Source organism: Streptomyces sp. NPDC051364 (assembly GCF_040682115.1).
In the GTDB taxonomy this organism is placed as follows: domain Bacteria; phylum Actinomycetota; class Actinomycetes; order Streptomycetales; family Streptomycetaceae; genus Streptomyces.
Genome location: NZ_JBFBAH010000022.1, coordinates 61,942 through 78,429, shown reverse-complemented (window position 1 = coordinate 78,429; position 16,488 = coordinate 61,942). Strand labels below are relative to the sequence as shown.

Here is a 16,488-nt window from a genome sequence, read left to right as displayed (position 1 = left end):
GGACGACGCCCGCCTGCCGCCGTGGGAATCACAGCGGCAGGCGGGCGTCGTCCCGGGGTGCCCGGGCCCTGACCATCAGCGCGGCGACCAGGCCCGCGAGCAGCACGCTGCCGGCCGCCCACCAGAGCGAGGCGGTGTAGCCGCCCAGCAGGTCCTCGCCGACCGTGTCGGACGACGCTGCATCGCGCAGGTGGCTGGAGAGGACGCTGCTGAGCACTGCCCCGCCGATCGCCGCACCCACCTCCTGGGCCGTGGTGATCGCTCCCGAAGCAGCACCGGAGTGCTCGGCGGCGACTCCCCCGGTCGCGATGGCGAAGATCGGTACGAAGGCCAGGCCGATGCCGAAGCCGGCGAGGAGCGTGCCGGGCAGGACCTCGGTCGGATAAGAGCCGTCGACGCTCAGGCCGGTCAGCAGGAGCAGCCCGACGGCCGTGAGCACCATGCCCGCCAGGATCAGGACGCGGGGCGCGGCGCGGCGCAGCAGGCGGGCGGAGACCTGGGTGGAGGCGATGATGAGGGCGGCGACCATGGGCAGGTAGGCCAGCCCGGCCATGAGGGGGTCGAATCCGCAGATGCTCTGGAGGTAGTACCCAACGGCCGGGTACAGGGCGAGGATGCCGACGCCGGCCAGGATCATGCTGAGGATGCTGCCGGCACGGTTCGGGTCTTTGAAGACATACGGCGGCAGGAGCGGGCTCGATGTCGCTGTCTGCCACCACACGAAGGCCACGAGCAGGAGGACGCCCCCCGCGAGCAGGGCCAGGACCAGGGGGGTGGTCCAGCCGCTCGACTGGCCCTCGCCGAGGCTGTAGACGAGGGCGGCGACTCCGCCGGAGCCGAGCAGCACGCCGAGTACGTCGAAGTGGCCGGAGGTGCGGACCGTGCGGTCGGGGAGCAGGGTGAGCGCGCCGATCAGGGCGATCACGGCCACGGGGACGGCGGCGTACAGGGACCCGCGCCAGGACAGGACCTGGAGGAGCCAGCCGCCCGCGGCCAGCCCGAGTGCCCAACCGCCGCCGGTGATCGCGGCGTAGATCCCGAAGGCCCTGCCGCGTTCCTTCGGGTCGGTGAAGCCGGTGGCCACCACGGACAGCGCGCCCGCTGTCAGCAGCGCGCCGAAGACGCCCTGCAGGACGCGGGCCCAGACCAGCGTGCCGGACTCGCCGGCCGATCCGCCGAGCGCCGAGGCGGCTGCACATCCGAGCAGGCCGACGACCACGGTCTGTTTGCGCCCCACGAGGTCCGCGATGTGCCCGCCGATCAGCAGCACCGCGGCGAAGGCGATGAAGTAGGCGTTGGTCATCGGTTCCAGGCCGTCGCCGGAGAGGCCCAGGTCGGCCTGGACGGCCGGGATCGCCATGTCGAAGTTCGCCGCCTGGAACAGCACCATCAGCTGCGCCAGGGCGATCACCACCAGGCCCCACCAGCGCCTGGGGTGCGGGGACGCCGGGTCCGGGAGGGCGGCCCGGGGCGGGGGTACGGTCCAGGCGCCCGGGGGCGGTCCCGGGGGCGGGCCGAACCCCTGCGCGGGATCGAAGTGCCCGGCGGCCGTCGGGGCGTACTCGGGCGGCGGGGGCGGCATCGGCCCGGGATGCAGTGCGGCAGTTTCGGCGGGGGCCTGGGCATGCACCGCGGGGGCGAAGTCCAGCAACTCGGCGGCATGACGACCGAGTTGCGCCAGGACCGTGCCCGGCAGCCACTCCGCGGCCTGGTCCGTCGCCGTACGTTCGGCCACCTCCTGGGGGGTGGGCCGGCGGGCCGGGTCCTTGTGCAGGCATGCGCGTACGAGGTCGACCAGCGTCTCCGGTACGCCGGTCAGGTCCGCCTCCTCCTCGGCGACCCGGAAGAGGTGGGCGTTGAGCCCGGTGTCGGTGGCCCCGAAGAGGAGCCGCCCGGTGGCGGCGTAGACGAGGACGGCGCCCAGGCAGAAGACGTCGCTGGCGGGGGTGAGTTCGAGGCCGCGGACCTGTTCCGGCGACATGAAGCCGGGGGAACCGATGAGCATACCGGTGCGGGTGTGCAGGCTGTGGTCGTCGGCGAGGCTGTCCATCGCCCGCGCGATGCCGAAGTCGATGACGCGGGGGCCGTCGACGGTGACCAGGACGTTGGACGGTTTGAGGTCGCGATGGATCAGGCCCGCCCCGTGCACGGCCTGGAGGGCGAGGGCGAGGCGGTTGGCGAGGGTGTGCACCGAGTGCTCGGGCAGCGGCCCGAAGTGCTTGGCGACCACGGCGTGCAGGTCGGGCCCCGGGATGTACTGGGTCGCCACCCAGGGGATGGCGGCCTCGGGATCGGCATCGAGCACGGCCGCCGTACAACTCCCGCCCACCCTGCGCGCAGCGGCCACCTCGCGGGCGAAGCGCTTGCGGAACTCGGGGTGCCCGGCGTACTCGGCCTGCACGACTTTCACGGCGACGGTACGGCCGCCCTCGGAGCGACCCAGATAGACCAGGCCCATGCCGCCTGCGCCCAGCCGGGCGATCAATCGGTACGGGCCTATGCGCGGCGGGTCTTCGGCGATCAGCTGGTCCACGGGGAGAAGGATAGTCCAACTATCCAACGCCAGTGGGGACATCGGCCGAATCGATCAGTGGCCGGGAAGAGCCGAACTTCGTGCTCATATGAGCGCAGGATGCGCTGCGCTCATCGGCACTCGCGCTCGCTTGGCCGGCTTGACACGTTCCGCGATATCCTGTGAAGAGCGCCGAGGGAGATCAGTTCCCATGGATCTGAACACCGTTACCGAACTCGTCCGGCGGCCGTCCGACCGTCCAGGTGCGGAGTGGCGCGAGGGCGACGCCTGGCTCGCCGGCGGAACCTGGCTGTTCTCGGCGGAGCAGCCGGGCGTGCACCGCCTCATCGACCTGACGGCATTGCGCTGGGATCCGCTCGTCCCGCGCGACAAGGGCCTTGAGATTGGCGCGACGTGCACCGTTCGCGACCTGTACGCCTTTGCGCCGCCCGCCGATTGGATCGCGGGCGGCCTTTTCGCGACGAGCTGCGAGGCGTTCCTCTCCTCCTTCAAGGTCTGGAACTCGGCGACCGTCGGCGGCAACATCTGCATGTCCCTGCCTGCCGGCCCCATGATCACGCTGACGGTCGCCCTCGAGGCGACGTACGAGCTGTGGGCCCCCGACGGGTCCACGCGCATCGTCGATGCCCTCGATTTCGTGACCGGCGACCATCGAAACGTCCTCGCGCCCGGGGAAATCCTGCGGCGCATCGACATCCCGGCGCCCGCCCTGCGCAAACGCACCACGCACCGCCGCTTCACGCTGACCCACCTCGGCCGTTCGACGGTGTTCCTCATCGGTACGCAGACGCCGGGAACGGGCGACCTGCTGCTCACCGTCACGGCCGGCACCACGCGCCCGGTGCGCATGGCGTTCGACAGCATGCCCGATGCCGCAACCCTGCAGCAGAGCATCGACGTCATCCCCGCCGGCGTCTGGTTCGCGGACGCCAACGGGACCCCCGACCACCGTCGCCACCTGACGAAGCACTTCGCCGAGGAGATACGTCGCGAACTGATGACCGGGGGCCCGGGATGACCTACACCGTCAACGGCAAGAGCTTCGACGAGGAACCGGAACCCGGTCAGTGCCTGCGTACGTTCCTCCGCTCCCTCGGCCACTACGGCGTCAAGAAGGGGTGCGACGCAGGCGATTGCGGCGCTTGCACCGTCTGGTTGGACGGCAGCCCGGTCCACAGCTGCATCACCCCCGCGTTCCGCGCGGAGGGTCGTGCGGTGACCACGATCGAGGGGCTCGGATCGCCGGGCCGCCTGCATCCGATGCAGCGCCGGTTCCGCGACGCCCCTGGGTTCCAGTGCGGTTTCTGCACCGCAGGGATGATCATGACCTCGGCAACGTTCACCGAGGCCCAGAAGGCGGACCTGCCGCGGGCGCTGCAGGGCAACCTCTGCCGCTGCACCGGCTATCGGGGAATCGAGGACGCGGTGAAGGGCGTCGTCGGCGTGGAGAGCGCCGCGCCGGGGAAGGCCGTCGGGACGAGCGTCGGCGCGCCGGCCGCCGACGACGTGGTGACCGGCCGCGCCGAGTTCACGATGGACACCCACATCGAAGGCATGCTGCACCTCAAGGTGCTGCACTCGCCGCACGCGCACGCCCGGATCGTCTCGATCGACAAGACCGACGCACTCTCCGTTCCCGGGGTGCAGCGCGTCTACACCTGGGAGGACGTGCCGCGCAGGCGGTTCACCACGGCGATCCACACCGACCACCTGGTCGATCCGGACGACACCTTCATCCTCGACGACACGGTCCGTTTCGTCGGCCAGCGCGTCGTTGCGGTCCTGGCCGACACGGCCGCGGCGGCGGAGGAGGGCTGCCGCAGGGTTCACGTCGACTACGAGGTGCTGCCGGCGGTGTTCGACCCCGAAGAGGCCATGGCCGAGGGCGCGCCACAACTGCACGTCACGGACGATCCGTTCGCCCGCGATCCCGCCCACAACATCCTGCTCGAAATCCACTCCCACATCGGCGACGTCGACGCGGGCTTCGCCGAGGCCGACGTGATCCACGAGGGCACGTACGTCTCACCGCGCGTGCAGCACGCGCACCTCGAGACCCACGGCTCGATCGCGTGGATGGAGAACGGCCGCCTGAACGTCCGCACCAGTTCGCAGTCGCCGTCGATCGCGAAGGTCAAACTCGCCTATCTGTTCGCGCTGCGTCCCGACCAGCTCCGTGTGTTCTGCAAGCGCGTCGGCGGCGGCTTCGGCGGCAAACAGGAGGTGATCTCGGAGGATCTGGCCGCGCTCGCCACCCTGGACACCGGGCGGCCGGTCTGCTTCGAGTACACCCGTGAGGAGGAGTTCACCACGGCGTCGCCGCGGCATCCGATGAAGCTGACGGTCAAGCTCGGTGCGAAGGCGGACGGCAGGCTCACGGCTTTCCAGGTCCGCAATGTGTCGAACACGGGTGCCTACGGCAACCACGGCGGGGAAACGCTGTACGCGGGCGGCGCTGCGGTCATGATCTACCGCTGCCCCAACAAGAAGTACGACGCGTACTCGGTCTATACGAACACCGTGCCGAGCGGTGCATTGCGCGGGTACGGGATGACACAGCCGGCGTTCGCCGTGGAATCGGCGATGCATGAACTGGCACGCGCGCTGCACATGGATCCGCTCGAACTGCGACGGCGCAACATCGTGCGGCCGGGTGAACCGCTCGTCGCCCTGCACGACGGCCCGGACGACGTGATCTTCACCGAGGACGGACTCTCGAAGTGCATCGACCTGGTGGACCGGGCCATGGCCCGGACAGCCGATCAGCCGTCGCCCGGCCCCGGGTGGCTCGTCGGGGCCGGCGTCGCGAGTTCCCTGCACGAGACCGCGCCCCCGACCGAGCACGTCTCGGAGGCCTGGGTCACGCTCGGCGACGATCTCATCTACGAACTGGCCGTCGGGACCGTCGAATTCGGCGAGGGTACGTCGACCGCCCATGTCCAGATCGCGGCCGACCAGCTGGGCACGACGCCGTCGCGGATCCGTCTGGTGCAGTCCGACACCGACCGCACGGGATTCGACACCGGCGCCTTCGCGAGCGCGGGCCTTTTCGTATCGGGCAATGCCGTACTACGAGCAGCCAACGCGGTGCGCGACCGCATCCTGGAATTCGCCGCCGCCCATACGGGCGTCCACCTCGTGATGTGCTCGATGGCCGACGACGGCGTCCTCTGCGGGGACCGGCGCGTGTCGTTGGCCGAGCTCGTCGCCCTGGCCCGGGCGCGCGGGATCCGGTTCACCGCTGCCCGCAAGGCCTACGGCTCGCCCCGGAGCGTCGTCTCCAATACGCAGGGCTTCCGGATCGCCGTCCACCGGGTGTCGGGCGAGATCCGCATCCTGTACAGCGTCCAGGCGACCGACGCTGCCGTCGTGATCAACCCGGCGCAGGTCCGCGGGCAGGTGGAGGGCGGCGTCGCGCAGGGAATCGGCTTCGCGCTGACGGAGAACTTCCACGTCGACGCGAACGGTGTCATGGTCAACCCGAACTTCCGCAACTACCGCATCCCCACCTACGCCGATGTCCCCCGCACCGACGTGCTCCTGGTGAACTCGTCGGATTCCGTGGGGCCCATGCGGTCGAAGGGGATGGCGGAATGCTGCATCAACCCGGTGGCCCCCGCGTTGGCGAATGCGCTCCACGAGGCCACCGGCGTCCGGTTCCGCGCCCTGCCCCTGACTCCTGAGCGCATCTACAGCCGGCTGGGCGAGAGCCGGTCGGTACAGACGGCCTGAGACCATGAACGCCGAGAGACACCACGAAGCCACGGCGACCGCGATCATCGGCCAGAAGGTCCGGCCCGGACGGGATCGGGAGTACGAGACGTGGCAGGAGGAGGTCAACGCCGCGGCCGCCGACTATCCCGGGGCCCTCGGCTCCGAGGTCTCCCCGCCGACGCCGCTGCAGCCCGACTGGGTCACCGTGTACCGCTTCGACTCGATAGCCCATCTGCAGACGTGGATCAACAGCGCCACCAGGCAGCGGCTCCTCGATGCCGGCAGCGAGTTCTTCGACGGTCCGGCGACCCAGCAGGTGCTCAGCGGTGGAACCCGGCCGGCAGATCCGCTGGTGACCGTGGTGGTCAGCCACCACGTCCACCCGGAATCCGTCGACGACTTCCTCGCATGGCAGCGGCACATCAGCGAGGCTGAGAGCAGATTCGAAGGATTCCGCGGAACCGAGCTCTTCCGGCCGGTCGAGGGAGTCCAGGACGAATGGACCACGCTGTACCGGTTCGACAACGCCGAGCACCTCGACGCCTGGCTGACGTCGGCCGAGCGGCAGGAGGTCCTCGCCGAGGGCGAGAAGTTCAGCGACTACAAGATGCGCACCATCGACAACTCGTTCGGCAGTTGGTTCGCCTTCGACGAGAACGGCAGGGAAGCACCGCCGCCGTCGGTCACGAAAACCGCCATCGCGATCTGGGTCGGCCTGTACCCGACGGTCGTACTGCTGGCGCTCGCCCTTTCGCCGCTGAAGCTGCCGCTCTGGATCGGGCTGCTCCTGGGAAACCTCCTCTCGAGCTTGATCATGAGCTTCTTCACGATGCCGTTCTACGTGAACCCGCTGCTGAAGCGGTGGCTGCGCCCCGCCCCGGACCAACCGGCACTGAAGACCAACCTCATCGGCCTCGGGATCGTCGCGGTGGCGAACCTGTTCTGGGTCGTCGTCTTCTACGTCGTGACGACGAAGATCTGGACACTGCCCTGACCGACCCTCGGCTGCGCCGACGGTCAGTTGTGGAGCGCGGCTCGCAGGGTGTCCACGGCCTGCTGGATCGCTGTTCCCGCGGCGTGCGTCTCGCGCAGGGCGTTGAGCATGACGAAGTCGTGGATGATGGCCGGGTAGCGGGTGGCGGTGACGGGGACGCCGGCCTGGCGGAGCTTGTCGGCGTAGGCCTCGCCCTCGTCGCGCAGCACGTCGGCCTCGCCGGTGATGACCAGGGCCGGGGGCAGGTCCCTCAGCTGTTCGGTGGTGGCCCGGAGCGGGGATGCGGTGATCTCGGCCCGCTGGTCCTCGTCGGTGGTGTACTGGTCCCAGAACCACTGCATGCCGTCGCGGCGCAGGTAGTAGCCCTCGGCGAACTGGTGGTAGGAGGCCGTGTCGAAGGCGGCGTCGGTGACCGGGTAGAAGAGGACCTGCTGGACGAGAGGTACGTCGCCGCGTTCCTTGGCCATCAGGGTGAGCGCGGCGCTCATGTTGCCGCCGACGGAGTCCCCGGCGACCGCGATGCGGGTGGCATCGAGCCCGTGTCCGGCGCCCTCGGTGACGATCCAGCGGGCGACCGTGTAGTTCTGCTCGATGGCGACGGGGTAGCGGGCTTCGGGCGCGAGGTCGTACTCGGGGAAGACCACGGCCGCGCCCGCGCCGACGGCCAGTTCGCGCACGAGCCGGTCGTGGGTGTGGGCGTTGCCGAACACCCAGCCGGCCCCGTGGATGTAGAGGACGACCGGCAGCAGCCCGGTCGTGCCCGCCGGGCGGACGACACGTGCCTTGACCTGGCCGGTCGGGCCGCCGGGGACGGTGAACCACTCCTCGTCGACGCGGGGCACGGAGATGTCACCGGACTGGATCTCGTCGACGGCCTTGCGGCCCCCGGCGGGCCCCAGCTCGAACAGGTACGGCGGATTCGCCGTATCCGCTGCGAGCTGGGCGGCCGCCGGCTCGAGTACGGGGCGGTGGGCGGAGGTGTCGGTCATAACGGTTCTCCTCGTACGGCGTACCGGAGGGGCAGCCCGGCCGGTTGATGCAGGCCGATGGGCGCCCTTTGCTCAAGGCTCCCGGCGGGCGGCCTCGTCCTGCGGCAGCGACGCGCCGAGGGCCTGATCGGCATCCCGATCGAGGACTTCGAGAACACCCTGGCGATGCGGGGGTCAGGCCGCGCTGAGGCCCCGGCTGCTCAGGCCTTCCCGGAGGGCTCGCATCGCGTAGTGCGTACGCGATTTGACCGTGCCCGGCGGCACGCCCAGCACCTTCGCGGTCTGGCTCACGCTGCGCCCCATGTAGTACATGTGCAGCAACACCTCCCGCTGGAACGGCGCGAGGTCGCGCATGGCGTCGACCACGACCTGCGTGGTGAGGGCCCGGTCGACCCCGTCCGGTACGGGCAGCCGGCCCAGGCCTCCGTCGTCGGCCTCCGGCGGGCGCGCCCGGCGGACCCGGTAGCCGTCGATCACCAGATTGCGGACCACTGCGAACAGCCAGGGGCGCAGCGCCTCGCCGCTGGGGTCGAGCTCGGCGGCGTGCTGCCAGGCGCGGATGGCCGCTTCCTGGAACACGTCCTCGGCTCGGTGCCAGTCGCCGCCGAGCAGCCGGGCCGCGAAGCGCATGAGCACGTATCCGTACTTCTCGTAGAGCGCTCTCAGGAATGCGTCGCTCGGCTCCGCGGAAGGGTTCTGCGATGCCTGCGGGGTCGTTGTCAGTAGGTCATGCACGACGGTTCCTCCGGTCCGGCACCGGCAGTGGCGGCTGCCGCATCTGATCTCTGATGCAGTTGTAGTGCCGAACGGGCAGCCGGACCGGGCCCGTTACGGAGCGGATCGCGCCCGAGTTCGACCGCCCGGACGAGCGCGCATCCCCAGTTCAGCGGTGATCCGCAGGGCCTGGCGCCCGCACCGGGTGCCCGAAGGGCGGGTTTCGCCGATCCGATTGCGGCCCGGGGAGTTTCGCATTCCTGTGCCGCACACGATCCGGCACGCACACGCCGCCAAACGGGCACCACCGGTGCCCGGAATGCCCAACTGGCGTGCCGTGACGTGCTGTTGGCCGGTCTCCGGAACGGGCGCATCCAAGCCATGTCCTGCCCGGAACGGGCCGGTGTGCCGCTCGCGCCCGGCGGTATAAATCTGTGGCAGGCCCGTTCGGGCCGCCGGTGCCCGAACGGGCGAGGGAAGGGCAGGTACGTCCGATGCGGTCAGAGGAACGTCACCAGCGGCTGCTCACCCTGGCCCGGCAGCAGGGCCGGCTCGAGGTCGCGGGTGTCGCGGCCGACTTCGGGGTGGCGCCGGAGACCATCCGCCGGGACCTGAGCGAACTGGAACGCCGGGGCCTGGTACGCCGCACCCACGGCGGCGCGTATCCCGTCGAGAGCGCCGGCTTCGAGACCAACCTTGCGCAGCGCGTCACGCTGCACGTCGAGAACAAGCGCCGGATCGCCGCGCAGGGCGCCAAACTGCTCGGCGGAGCGGAGACCGTCTTCATCGACGAGGGGTACACCCCGCAGCTGCTCGCGACCCTGCTGCCTGCCGACCGACCGCTCACCCTGGTCACCGCTTCCCTGTCGACGGCCGCGGCGGTGGCCGATTCGCCCCACACCACCCTGCTCCTGGGCGGCCGGGTCCGCGCCCGGACGCTGGCCAACGTGGGCTCCTGGGCCTGCGCGATGCTCTCGGGCTTCGTCATCGACCTGGCCTACCTGGGATCGAACGGCATCTCCCGGGACTCCGGCCTCACCACCCCCGATCCGGTCGTGGCCGACGTCAAGGCGAAGGCGCTGGAGGTCTCCCGCAGACGGATCTTCATGGGACACCACGGCAAGTTCGGGGCGAGCAGCTTCTGCCGCTTCGCCGAGGTGTCCGACTTCGAGACGATCATCACCGACACCGGCCTGTCCGCCACCGAGGCCCACCGCTACACGCTTCTCGGCCCGCAGGTCATCCGCGTCTGATCCGACGCCGACCTGACTCCGACCGTCTCCAACCCGACTCCGACCCGACTCCGACCGGTGACAAAGAGTGCCTCACGCACGCCACGCGTGTCTTCGGCGTGCCCGGAAACCACTACCGCAAAGGGGATCCACCATGACGACCAGAGGAGCAGCAGCCACCGCCCACGCGGGAGCCGTCGGACTCGGCGTCGCCGTACTCGCCGCGTGCTCCGGCGCCGGCGCAACCGCAGGCGACTCCGGGGCCCGTTCCATCAACGTACTGATGGTCAACAACCCGCAGATGGCGGACCTTCAGAAGCTCACCGCCGGCCATTTCACCAAGGCGACCGGCATCAAGGTCAACTTCACCACGCTGCCCGAGAACGACGTACGGGACAAGATCAGCCAGGACTTCGCCAGCCAGGCCGGCCAGTACGACGTCGCCACCATCAGCAATTACGAGACCCCGATCTACGCCAAGAACGGCTGGCTCTCCCCGCTCACCGCCCGGGCCAAGGCCGACCCCGCCTTCGACCAGGGCGACATCCTGCCCCCGATCCAGCAGTCCCTCACGGCCTCCGGCGAGATCTACGCCGAGCCGTTCTACGGCGAGTCGTCGTTCCTCATGTACCGCAAGGACGTCTTCGCCGAGAAGAACCTGACCATGCCCGCGAACCCCACCTGGGCCCAGGTCGCCGAGCTCGCGGCGAAAGCCGACGGGGCCAGGCCCGGCATGAAGGGGATCTGCCTGCGCGGCCTGCCCGGCTGGGGCGAGGTGATGGCCCCGCTGACCACTGTCGTGAACACCATGGGCGGCACCTGGTTCGAGAGGGACTGGAAAGCGCGGCTCGACAGCCCCGAGTTCGCCAAGGCCGTGAAGTTCTACGTCGATCTGGTCCGCGACCACGGCGAAGCCGGAGCCCCCCAGGCCGGGTTCACCGAATGCCTCAACGAGATGGAGCAGGGCAAGGTCGCCATGTGGTACGACGCCACCTCCGCCGCCGGCCCCCTGGAGGACAAGGCCTCCCCCGTGGCCGGCAAGGTCGGCTACGCGCCCGCCCCCGTCGAGCGGACCAAGAGCTCCGGCTGGCTCTACACCTGGGCCTGGGGCCTGCAGAAGGCCGGCAAACACCAGGACGACGCCTGGAAGTTCGTCTCCTGGGCGTCGAGCAAGGAGTACGAGAACCTCGTCGGCGAGCAGCTCGGCTGGTCCCGCCTCCCGGCCGGCAAGCGCACCTCCACGTACGCCAACCCGCAGTACGTCGCCGCCGCGTCCGCCTTCGCCGACGCCACCAAGTCCGCGCTGACCACGGCCGACCCCGCCGACCCGGGCGTCCAGCCGCGGCCCGCCCCGGGTATCCAGTTCGTCGGCATCCCCGAGTTCACCGACCTCGCCACCGAGGTCTCCCAGCAGATCAGCTCCGCCATCGCGGGCCGTACCAGCGTCGAGGAAGCCCTCAAGGCGGGTCAGTCCCGTGCCGAGGCCGTCGCCAAGAAGTACGCGGGCAACTGAGCGGCAGGACGGAGGCCACCCCATGACCGCCCCTCTGACAGCCAAACCCCCTCGCACCGCGCTGCGCGGCGGCCTGCACCGGGCCGCCCGCCCCACCGGATCGCGCCCCCGCGGCGCCTGGGCCCGGCGCGCCCCGCTGCTGCCGGCTCTGGTCTTCCTGATCGCGGTGACCCAGCTGCCGTTCGTCGCCACCCTGGTCATCTCGTTCATGCGCTGGAACGCCCTGGCGCCGGACGACCGGGGCTTCGGCGGCCTCGCCAACTACCGCAACGCCCTGACCGATCCCGCGCTGAGGTCTTCGCTCCTGACCACCGTCGTCCTCACCTCGGCGGTGGTGCTCACCAGCCTGCTCCTCGGCCTCGGGCTGGCCCTGCTGCTCGACCGGAGCTTCCTCGGCCGCGGCATCGTCCGGACCCTGCTCATCGCGCCCTTCCTCGTCGTCCCGGCGGCCTCCGCCCTGCTGTGGAAGCACGCCCTCTACAACGCCTCGTACGGGCTGATCAACGGCTCGCTCACCTGGATCTGGAGCCTGTTCGGCAGTGACAGCGCACCGCAGCCCGACTGGATGTCCAGCCTCCCCCTGGTCGCCGTGGAGGTGTCGCTGATCTGGCAGTGGACGCCGTTCATGATGCTGATCCTGCTCGCCGGGCTGCAGAGCCGGCCGCCCGACATCGTCGAGGCCGCGCACGTGGACGGGGCCGACACCTGGCAGGTCTTCCGCCACCTCACGTTCCCGCACCTGCGCCGTTACCTGGAGCTGGCCGCCCTGCTCGGCAGCATCTACGTCGTCCAGAACTTCGACGCGGTCTTCACCCTCACCTCCGGCGGCCTCGGCACCGCCAACCTGCCCTACACCGTCTACCAGACCTTCTACCAGGCCCACGACTACGGCCAGGCCTCCGCCGAGGGCGTTCTCGTCGTCGTCTGCTCCATGGTCATCGCCACCTTCGCGCTGCGTACCGTCTCGTCCCTGTTCCGCGAGGAGGCGCTGTGACCGCCCTCGTCCGCCGCAGCTTCTGGGGCCTCGTGGCCTGGCTCTGCGGGCTGCTGTTCTTCCTCCCGTTCGGGTGGATGGTCCTCACCTCACTGCACAGCGAGCAGGACGCCGCGACCAACCCGCCCAGCGTGAGCGCCGGGTTCACCCTGGACGGCTACCGGGAGTTCTTCGGTGCGAGTACGGGGACGAGCCCCTGGCCGCCGCTGATCAACTCGGCCACGGCGAGCGTCGTGTCGACCCTGCTGGTCCTGGCGCTGGCCCTGCCCGCCGCGTACGCCCTGTCCATCAAGCCGGTCCGGAAGTGGACCGATGTGCTGTTCTTCTTCCTCTCGACGAAGATGCTGCCCGCCGTCGCCGGGCTGCTGCCCCTCTACCTCATCGCGCAGAACACCGGGATGCTGGACAACATCTGGCTCCTGGTCATCCTCTACACCTCGATGAACCTGCCGATCGCCGTCTGGATGATGCGCTCCTTCCTCGCCGAGGTGCCGAAGGAGATCCTGGAAGCGGCTTCGATCGACGGCGCCGGACTGCCGACGACCCTGGTGCGGATCGTGGCGCCCGTCGCCGCGCCCGGTATCGCCGCCACCGCGCTCATCTCGTTCATCTTCAGCTGGAACGAGCTTCTCTTCGCCCGCGTTCTGACCGGAGTGGTGGCCGGCACCGCACCCGTCTTCCTCACCGGGTTCGTCACCAGCCAGGGGCTCTTCCTGGCGAAGGTGTGCGCCGCCGCCGTGTGCATCTCGCTGCCGGTTCTCGTCGCCGGGTTCGCCGCCCAGGACAAGCTCGTCCAGGGCCTCTCCCTTGGAGCAGTCAAGTGAAAGCAGCCGTCATCAGCGCTCCCGGCGTCGTGACCACCGAGACCGTCGACGACCCGAAGCCCGGCCCCGGGGAGGTGGTGGTCCAGGTCGCCGCCTGCGGCCTGTGCGGGACCGATCTGCACATCCTCCAGGGCGAGTTCGCGCCCAGCCTGCCGCTCGTACCGGGCCACGAGTTCGCCGGTACCGTCGTCGCCTACGGCCCCGGGACAACCGGGCTGACCCTCGGCGACCGGGTGGCGGTGGACCCGTCGCTGTACTGCAATGCGTGCCACTACTGCCGCATCGGACGCAACAACCTGTGCGAGCGCTACGCGGCGATCGGCGTCACCGTCCCTGGAGCCGCGGCCGAGTTCGCCGTCGCACCCGCGGCCAACTGCGTCAAACTGCCCGACCACGTCCGCCCCGAGGACGCCGTCCTGATCGAGCCGCTCTCCTGCGCGGTACGCGGGTACGACGTCCTGCGCGCCCAACTCGCCAGCAGCGTCCTGATCTACGGCTCCGGCACGATGGGCCTGATGATGCTGGAGCTCGCCAAACGCACCGGCGCCATCGCCGTCGACATCGTCGACATCAACCCCGATCGACTCGCGACCGCCCGCACCCTCGGCTGCTCCCACGCCGTCGGATCCCCGGACGAGATCGACCGGCCCCGCGGCTGGGACCTCGTCATCGACGCCACCGGCAGCGAACAGGCCATCCAGGACGCCCTCGGCCGGGTGGCCCGGGGCGGTACGTACCTCCAGTTCGGGGTGGCCGACTACGCGGCCCGCGCCACGATCGAGCCGTACCGCATCTACAACCGGGAGATCACCATCACCGGGTCGATGGCGGTCCTGCACAGCTACGAGCGGGCCGCCGAGCTCTTCGCCGCGGGCGTTCTCGACCCGGAGGTCTTCATCAGCGACCGGCTGCCGCTCACCGACTACGCCGCCGCGCTCCAGCGGTTCCGGGCAGGGCAGGGCCGCAAGATCCTGGTCACCCCGTGACGGCGGGCCCGCGCAACGGCCGGTGCGACGTACCGGCAACTCCCGTCGAGGTGGCCGACACCGTGGGCGCGGGCGACGCGTTCATGGCCGGCCTGGTCAGCGGTCTGCTCCACACGGGCCTGCTGGCCTCGGCCGGCCTGCCCGGAGCACCCGACGCCGCCCGCGCCCGTACGGCACTGCGCGAGGCCACGGCCTCCGCGCACCTCGACCGGCGCGTGGCCTCGGCCCTCTCCCTGGCTGCCCGCGCGGCGGCGCTGACGTGCACCCGCGAAGGCGCGGACCCGCCGACCCGCCATGACCTCGTCAAGTGGACGGCGGGGAGTTGAGGGAGTAGCCGCCGCGCGTCCCTTGACGCCGGGCGCGGCCGGGGCACCCCGGCGACAATGGAAGGGCACGCGCCGCGGCGGTGACCGGTGCCCCCGGCCGCGCAGAGGTGGTGACCGACGCATGAGCACAGGTGACAGGCACGGCCGCTACGGCGAGGCCGTGTTCCGGCCCGAGCAGGCAGGCGAGGACGATCGGATCGACCTCGGGGCACTCACGTACGACGACATGACGATGGACCGGCTGCGGGCCCTGGGGGCCGGGCCGGGCTGGAACTGCCTCGAGGTGGGGGCCGGCACCGGCACGATCGCCCGGCGGCTGATCGAGGAGGCCGGGGTCCGACATGTACTCGCGGTCGACCGCGACGTGCGTTTCCTCAGTACCCGGCCCCTGCCGGGGCTCGACCTCCTGGAGGCGGACATCAGCGGGCCGGAGTTCGACCCCGGCAGCCGTTTCCAGCTCGTCCACGCCCGGTTCGTCCTGATGCACCTGCCGTCGTGGCGGCGCCTGATCGCCGGGCTCGGCGGACTGCTGGCCGAGGGCGGAGTGCTGGTCCTCAGCGACGCCGTCGACTTGACCACCCGTAACGCACCGCCGACCCCGTACACCCGGGTCATGCAGGCCATGTGGCAAGGGCTGCGGGACACCATCGGCACCGACATCTCGTGGGTCCCGGACTACCCACGGCACTTGCTCGATGCGGGACTTGTGTCCGTCGCCGCCGAGATACGGGTGCCACCCCTGGTCCCGCACAGCCCCCTCAGCCGTTTCTGGGCCGGGACATGGGACCGGGCCAGGGAGGCGATCGTGGCCACCGGACTGGTCGACGGCGCGACGGTCGACGAGGCGATCCGGTATCTCGACTCGCCGGACTGCGCCGCGTTGTCCCCCGGAATGATCACCGCCTGGGGCCGCAGGCCGGCCGGCCTCGTCAGGTGAGGTCCGTGCGTCGTGCTCGGGCGTGCACGGTCACCCCGCCGGGGCCCACCGATACGGCGGTGGGCTCCAGGCCCATCGGGAGGGGCGGGATCTCCCGGCTGCGCTCCGACAGCGCCCTGCCGATGGCGGGGGTGGCCGGGTCGAGCGGGCGGCCGGCCAGGGAGGCGCTGTCCGCGCTCAGGGTGACGGCGCCTGCGTCGAGGCGGAGTGCGGCCGTGATGACCAGCGGCATGCCCACGACGGCGGCCTCGATCCGTACCCGGCCGTTGCCGGCATCGGAGAGCCGGACGCTGCGGTCGCCGCGGGAGCCGAGCGAGTCGAAGGAGGCCGTGAACGCGGCGTCCAACGACTGCGCCGCGTAGCCACCGGCGTGCTCGGACACCTCGTGGAGGTCGACCGCGGCCTTCACCGGGATGCCGTCGCTCGTACGGGCGTCTCCCTTGACGCGCACCTCGGGGTGGCTGCCCCGGGCGGCGTCGAGCAGGAAGGGGTAGCCCTCGATGGTGACCTCCGGCGACCTGAGACCGCCGCCCTGGCGGGAGGCGATCCGGTCGGCGAACCTCTCCTCGCCCACCTGGCGGGCGACGGCGTCGACCGTGAGCAGCAGGGCGCCTGCCAGCACGACCACGGCGACGGCGCGCCGGACACGTCGCCGTGGCGGAGCCCTTCGTACGGTCCGGCTCTTCGGAGGTGTCGGGGTGTGCGGGGCTTTCAGCGGCATGGGTACGTACC

The 16,488-nt window shown here is 70.6% G+C and carries 14 protein-coding genes; 10 read left to right on the top strand and 4 right to left on the bottom strand.

Going from position 1 to position 16,488, the window contains the following annotated elements:
* Positions 1 to 28 precede the first annotated feature (28 nt).
* On the bottom strand, positions 29 to 2,533 hold the full coding sequence (locus tag AB0M76_RS32050) for an MDR family MFS transporter (RefSeq protein ID WP_365956245.1): 2,505 nt from the start codon (positions 2,531 to 2,533) through the stop codon (positions 29 to 31).
* Positions 2,534 to 2,723: 190 nt separating this feature from the next.
* On the opposite strand from AB0M76_RS32050, the gene AB0M76_RS32045 reads away from it, so the two are divergent.
* From AB0M76_RS32045 to AB0M76_RS32035, 3 genes are read left to right on the top strand one after another with little or no spacing between them, the layout of a single operon-like run.
* Positions 2,724 to 3,551, top strand: a complete 828-nt coding sequence (locus AB0M76_RS32045; protein WP_365956244.1) for an FAD binding domain-containing protein — start codon at positions 2,724 to 2,726, stop codon at positions 3,549 to 3,551.
* Positions 3,548 to 6,265 carry a molybdopterin cofactor-binding domain-containing protein gene (locus tag AB0M76_RS32040; protein ID WP_365956243.1) on the top strand — a complete coding sequence of 906 codons (2,718 nt, stop codon included), beginning with the start codon at positions 3,548 to 3,550 and terminating at the stop codon, positions 6,263 to 6,265. Before AB0M76_RS32045 ends, AB0M76_RS32040 begins: the two co-directional genes overlap by 4 nt.
* Before the next feature lie 4 nt (positions 6,266 to 6,269).
* Positions 6,270 to 7,241, top strand: a complete 972-nt coding sequence (locus tag AB0M76_RS32035; protein WP_365956242.1) for an antibiotic biosynthesis monooxygenase — start codon at positions 6,270 to 6,272, stop codon at positions 7,239 to 7,241.
* A 23-nt stretch (positions 7,242 to 7,264) separates the two neighbouring features.
* Here AB0M76_RS32035 and AB0M76_RS32030 read toward each other — a convergent pair whose 3' ends face one another.
* Together AB0M76_RS32030 and AB0M76_RS32025 are read right to left on the bottom strand one after the other, a co-directional pair.
* A complete protein-coding gene (locus AB0M76_RS32030; RefSeq protein ID WP_365956241.1) occupies positions 7,265 to 8,230 on the bottom strand; it encodes an alpha/beta hydrolase in 966 nt (321 codons plus the stop codon).
* A 174-nt stretch (positions 8,231 to 8,404) separates the two neighbouring features.
* Complete coding sequence (locus AB0M76_RS32025) at positions 8,405 to 8,965, bottom strand: sigma-70 family RNA polymerase sigma factor (protein WP_365956240.1); 561 nt, start codon at positions 8,963 to 8,965, stop codon at positions 8,405 to 8,407.
* A 473-nt stretch (positions 8,966 to 9,438) separates the two neighbouring features.
* On the opposite strand from AB0M76_RS32025, the gene AB0M76_RS32020 reads away from it, so the two are divergent.
* The 7 genes from AB0M76_RS32020 to AB0M76_RS31990 all read left to right on the top strand — a co-directional run bounded on the left by AB0M76_RS32020 (position 9,439) and on the right by AB0M76_RS31990 (position 15,756).
* On the top strand, positions 9,439 to 10,197 hold the full coding sequence (locus AB0M76_RS32020; protein WP_365956239.1) for a DeoR/GlpR family DNA-binding transcription regulator: 759 nt from the start codon (positions 9,439 to 9,441) through the stop codon (positions 10,195 to 10,197).
* A 133-nt stretch (positions 10,198 to 10,330) separates the two neighbouring features.
* Positions 10,331 to 11,689: a sugar ABC transporter substrate-binding protein gene (locus tag AB0M76_RS32015; RefSeq protein ID WP_365956238.1), complete on the top strand. Its 1,359-nt coding sequence runs from the start codon at positions 10,331 to 10,333 to the stop codon at positions 11,687 to 11,689.
* A gap of 22 nt (positions 11,690 to 11,711) precedes the next feature.
* A complete protein-coding gene (locus AB0M76_RS32010; protein ID WP_365956237.1) occupies positions 11,712 to 12,683 on the top strand; it encodes a sugar ABC transporter permease in 972 nt (323 codons plus the stop codon).
* Positions 12,680 to 13,507 (top strand): carbohydrate ABC transporter permease, encoded by an 828-nt coding sequence (locus AB0M76_RS32005; RefSeq protein ID WP_365956236.1) that lies wholly within the window; start codon positions 12,680 to 12,682, stop codon positions 13,505 to 13,507. The genes AB0M76_RS32010 and AB0M76_RS32005 overlap by 4 nt, the downstream gene beginning before the upstream one ends.
* Positions 13,504 to 14,493 (top strand): zinc-dependent alcohol dehydrogenase family protein, encoded by a 990-nt coding sequence (locus tag AB0M76_RS32000; RefSeq protein ID WP_365956235.1) that lies wholly within the window; start codon positions 13,504 to 13,506, stop codon positions 14,491 to 14,493. Before AB0M76_RS32005 ends, AB0M76_RS32000 begins: the two co-directional genes overlap by 4 nt.
* The gene (locus AB0M76_RS31995; protein ID WP_365956234.1) at positions 14,490 to 14,819 is read left to right on the top strand and encodes a PfkB family carbohydrate kinase; all 330 of its coding nucleotides are present in this window, start codon (positions 14,490 to 14,492) and stop codon (positions 14,817 to 14,819) included. The genes AB0M76_RS32000 and AB0M76_RS31995 overlap by 4 nt, the downstream gene beginning before the upstream one ends.
* A 121-nt stretch (positions 14,820 to 14,940) precedes the next feature.
* Positions 14,941 to 15,756: a class I SAM-dependent methyltransferase gene (locus tag AB0M76_RS31990; RefSeq protein WP_365956232.1), complete on the top strand. Its 816-nt coding sequence runs from the start codon at positions 14,941 to 14,943 to the stop codon at positions 15,754 to 15,756.
* Here the strand turns inward: AB0M76_RS31990 and AB0M76_RS31985 are convergent.
* Positions 15,749 to 16,477 carry a DUF2993 domain-containing protein gene (locus AB0M76_RS31985; protein ID WP_365956231.1) on the bottom strand — a complete coding sequence of 243 codons (729 nt, stop codon included), beginning with the start codon at positions 16,475 to 16,477 and terminating at the stop codon, positions 15,749 to 15,751. The genes AB0M76_RS31990 and AB0M76_RS31985 overlap by 8 nt on opposite strands.
* Between the last annotated feature and the right edge of the window lie 11 nt (positions 16,478 to 16,488).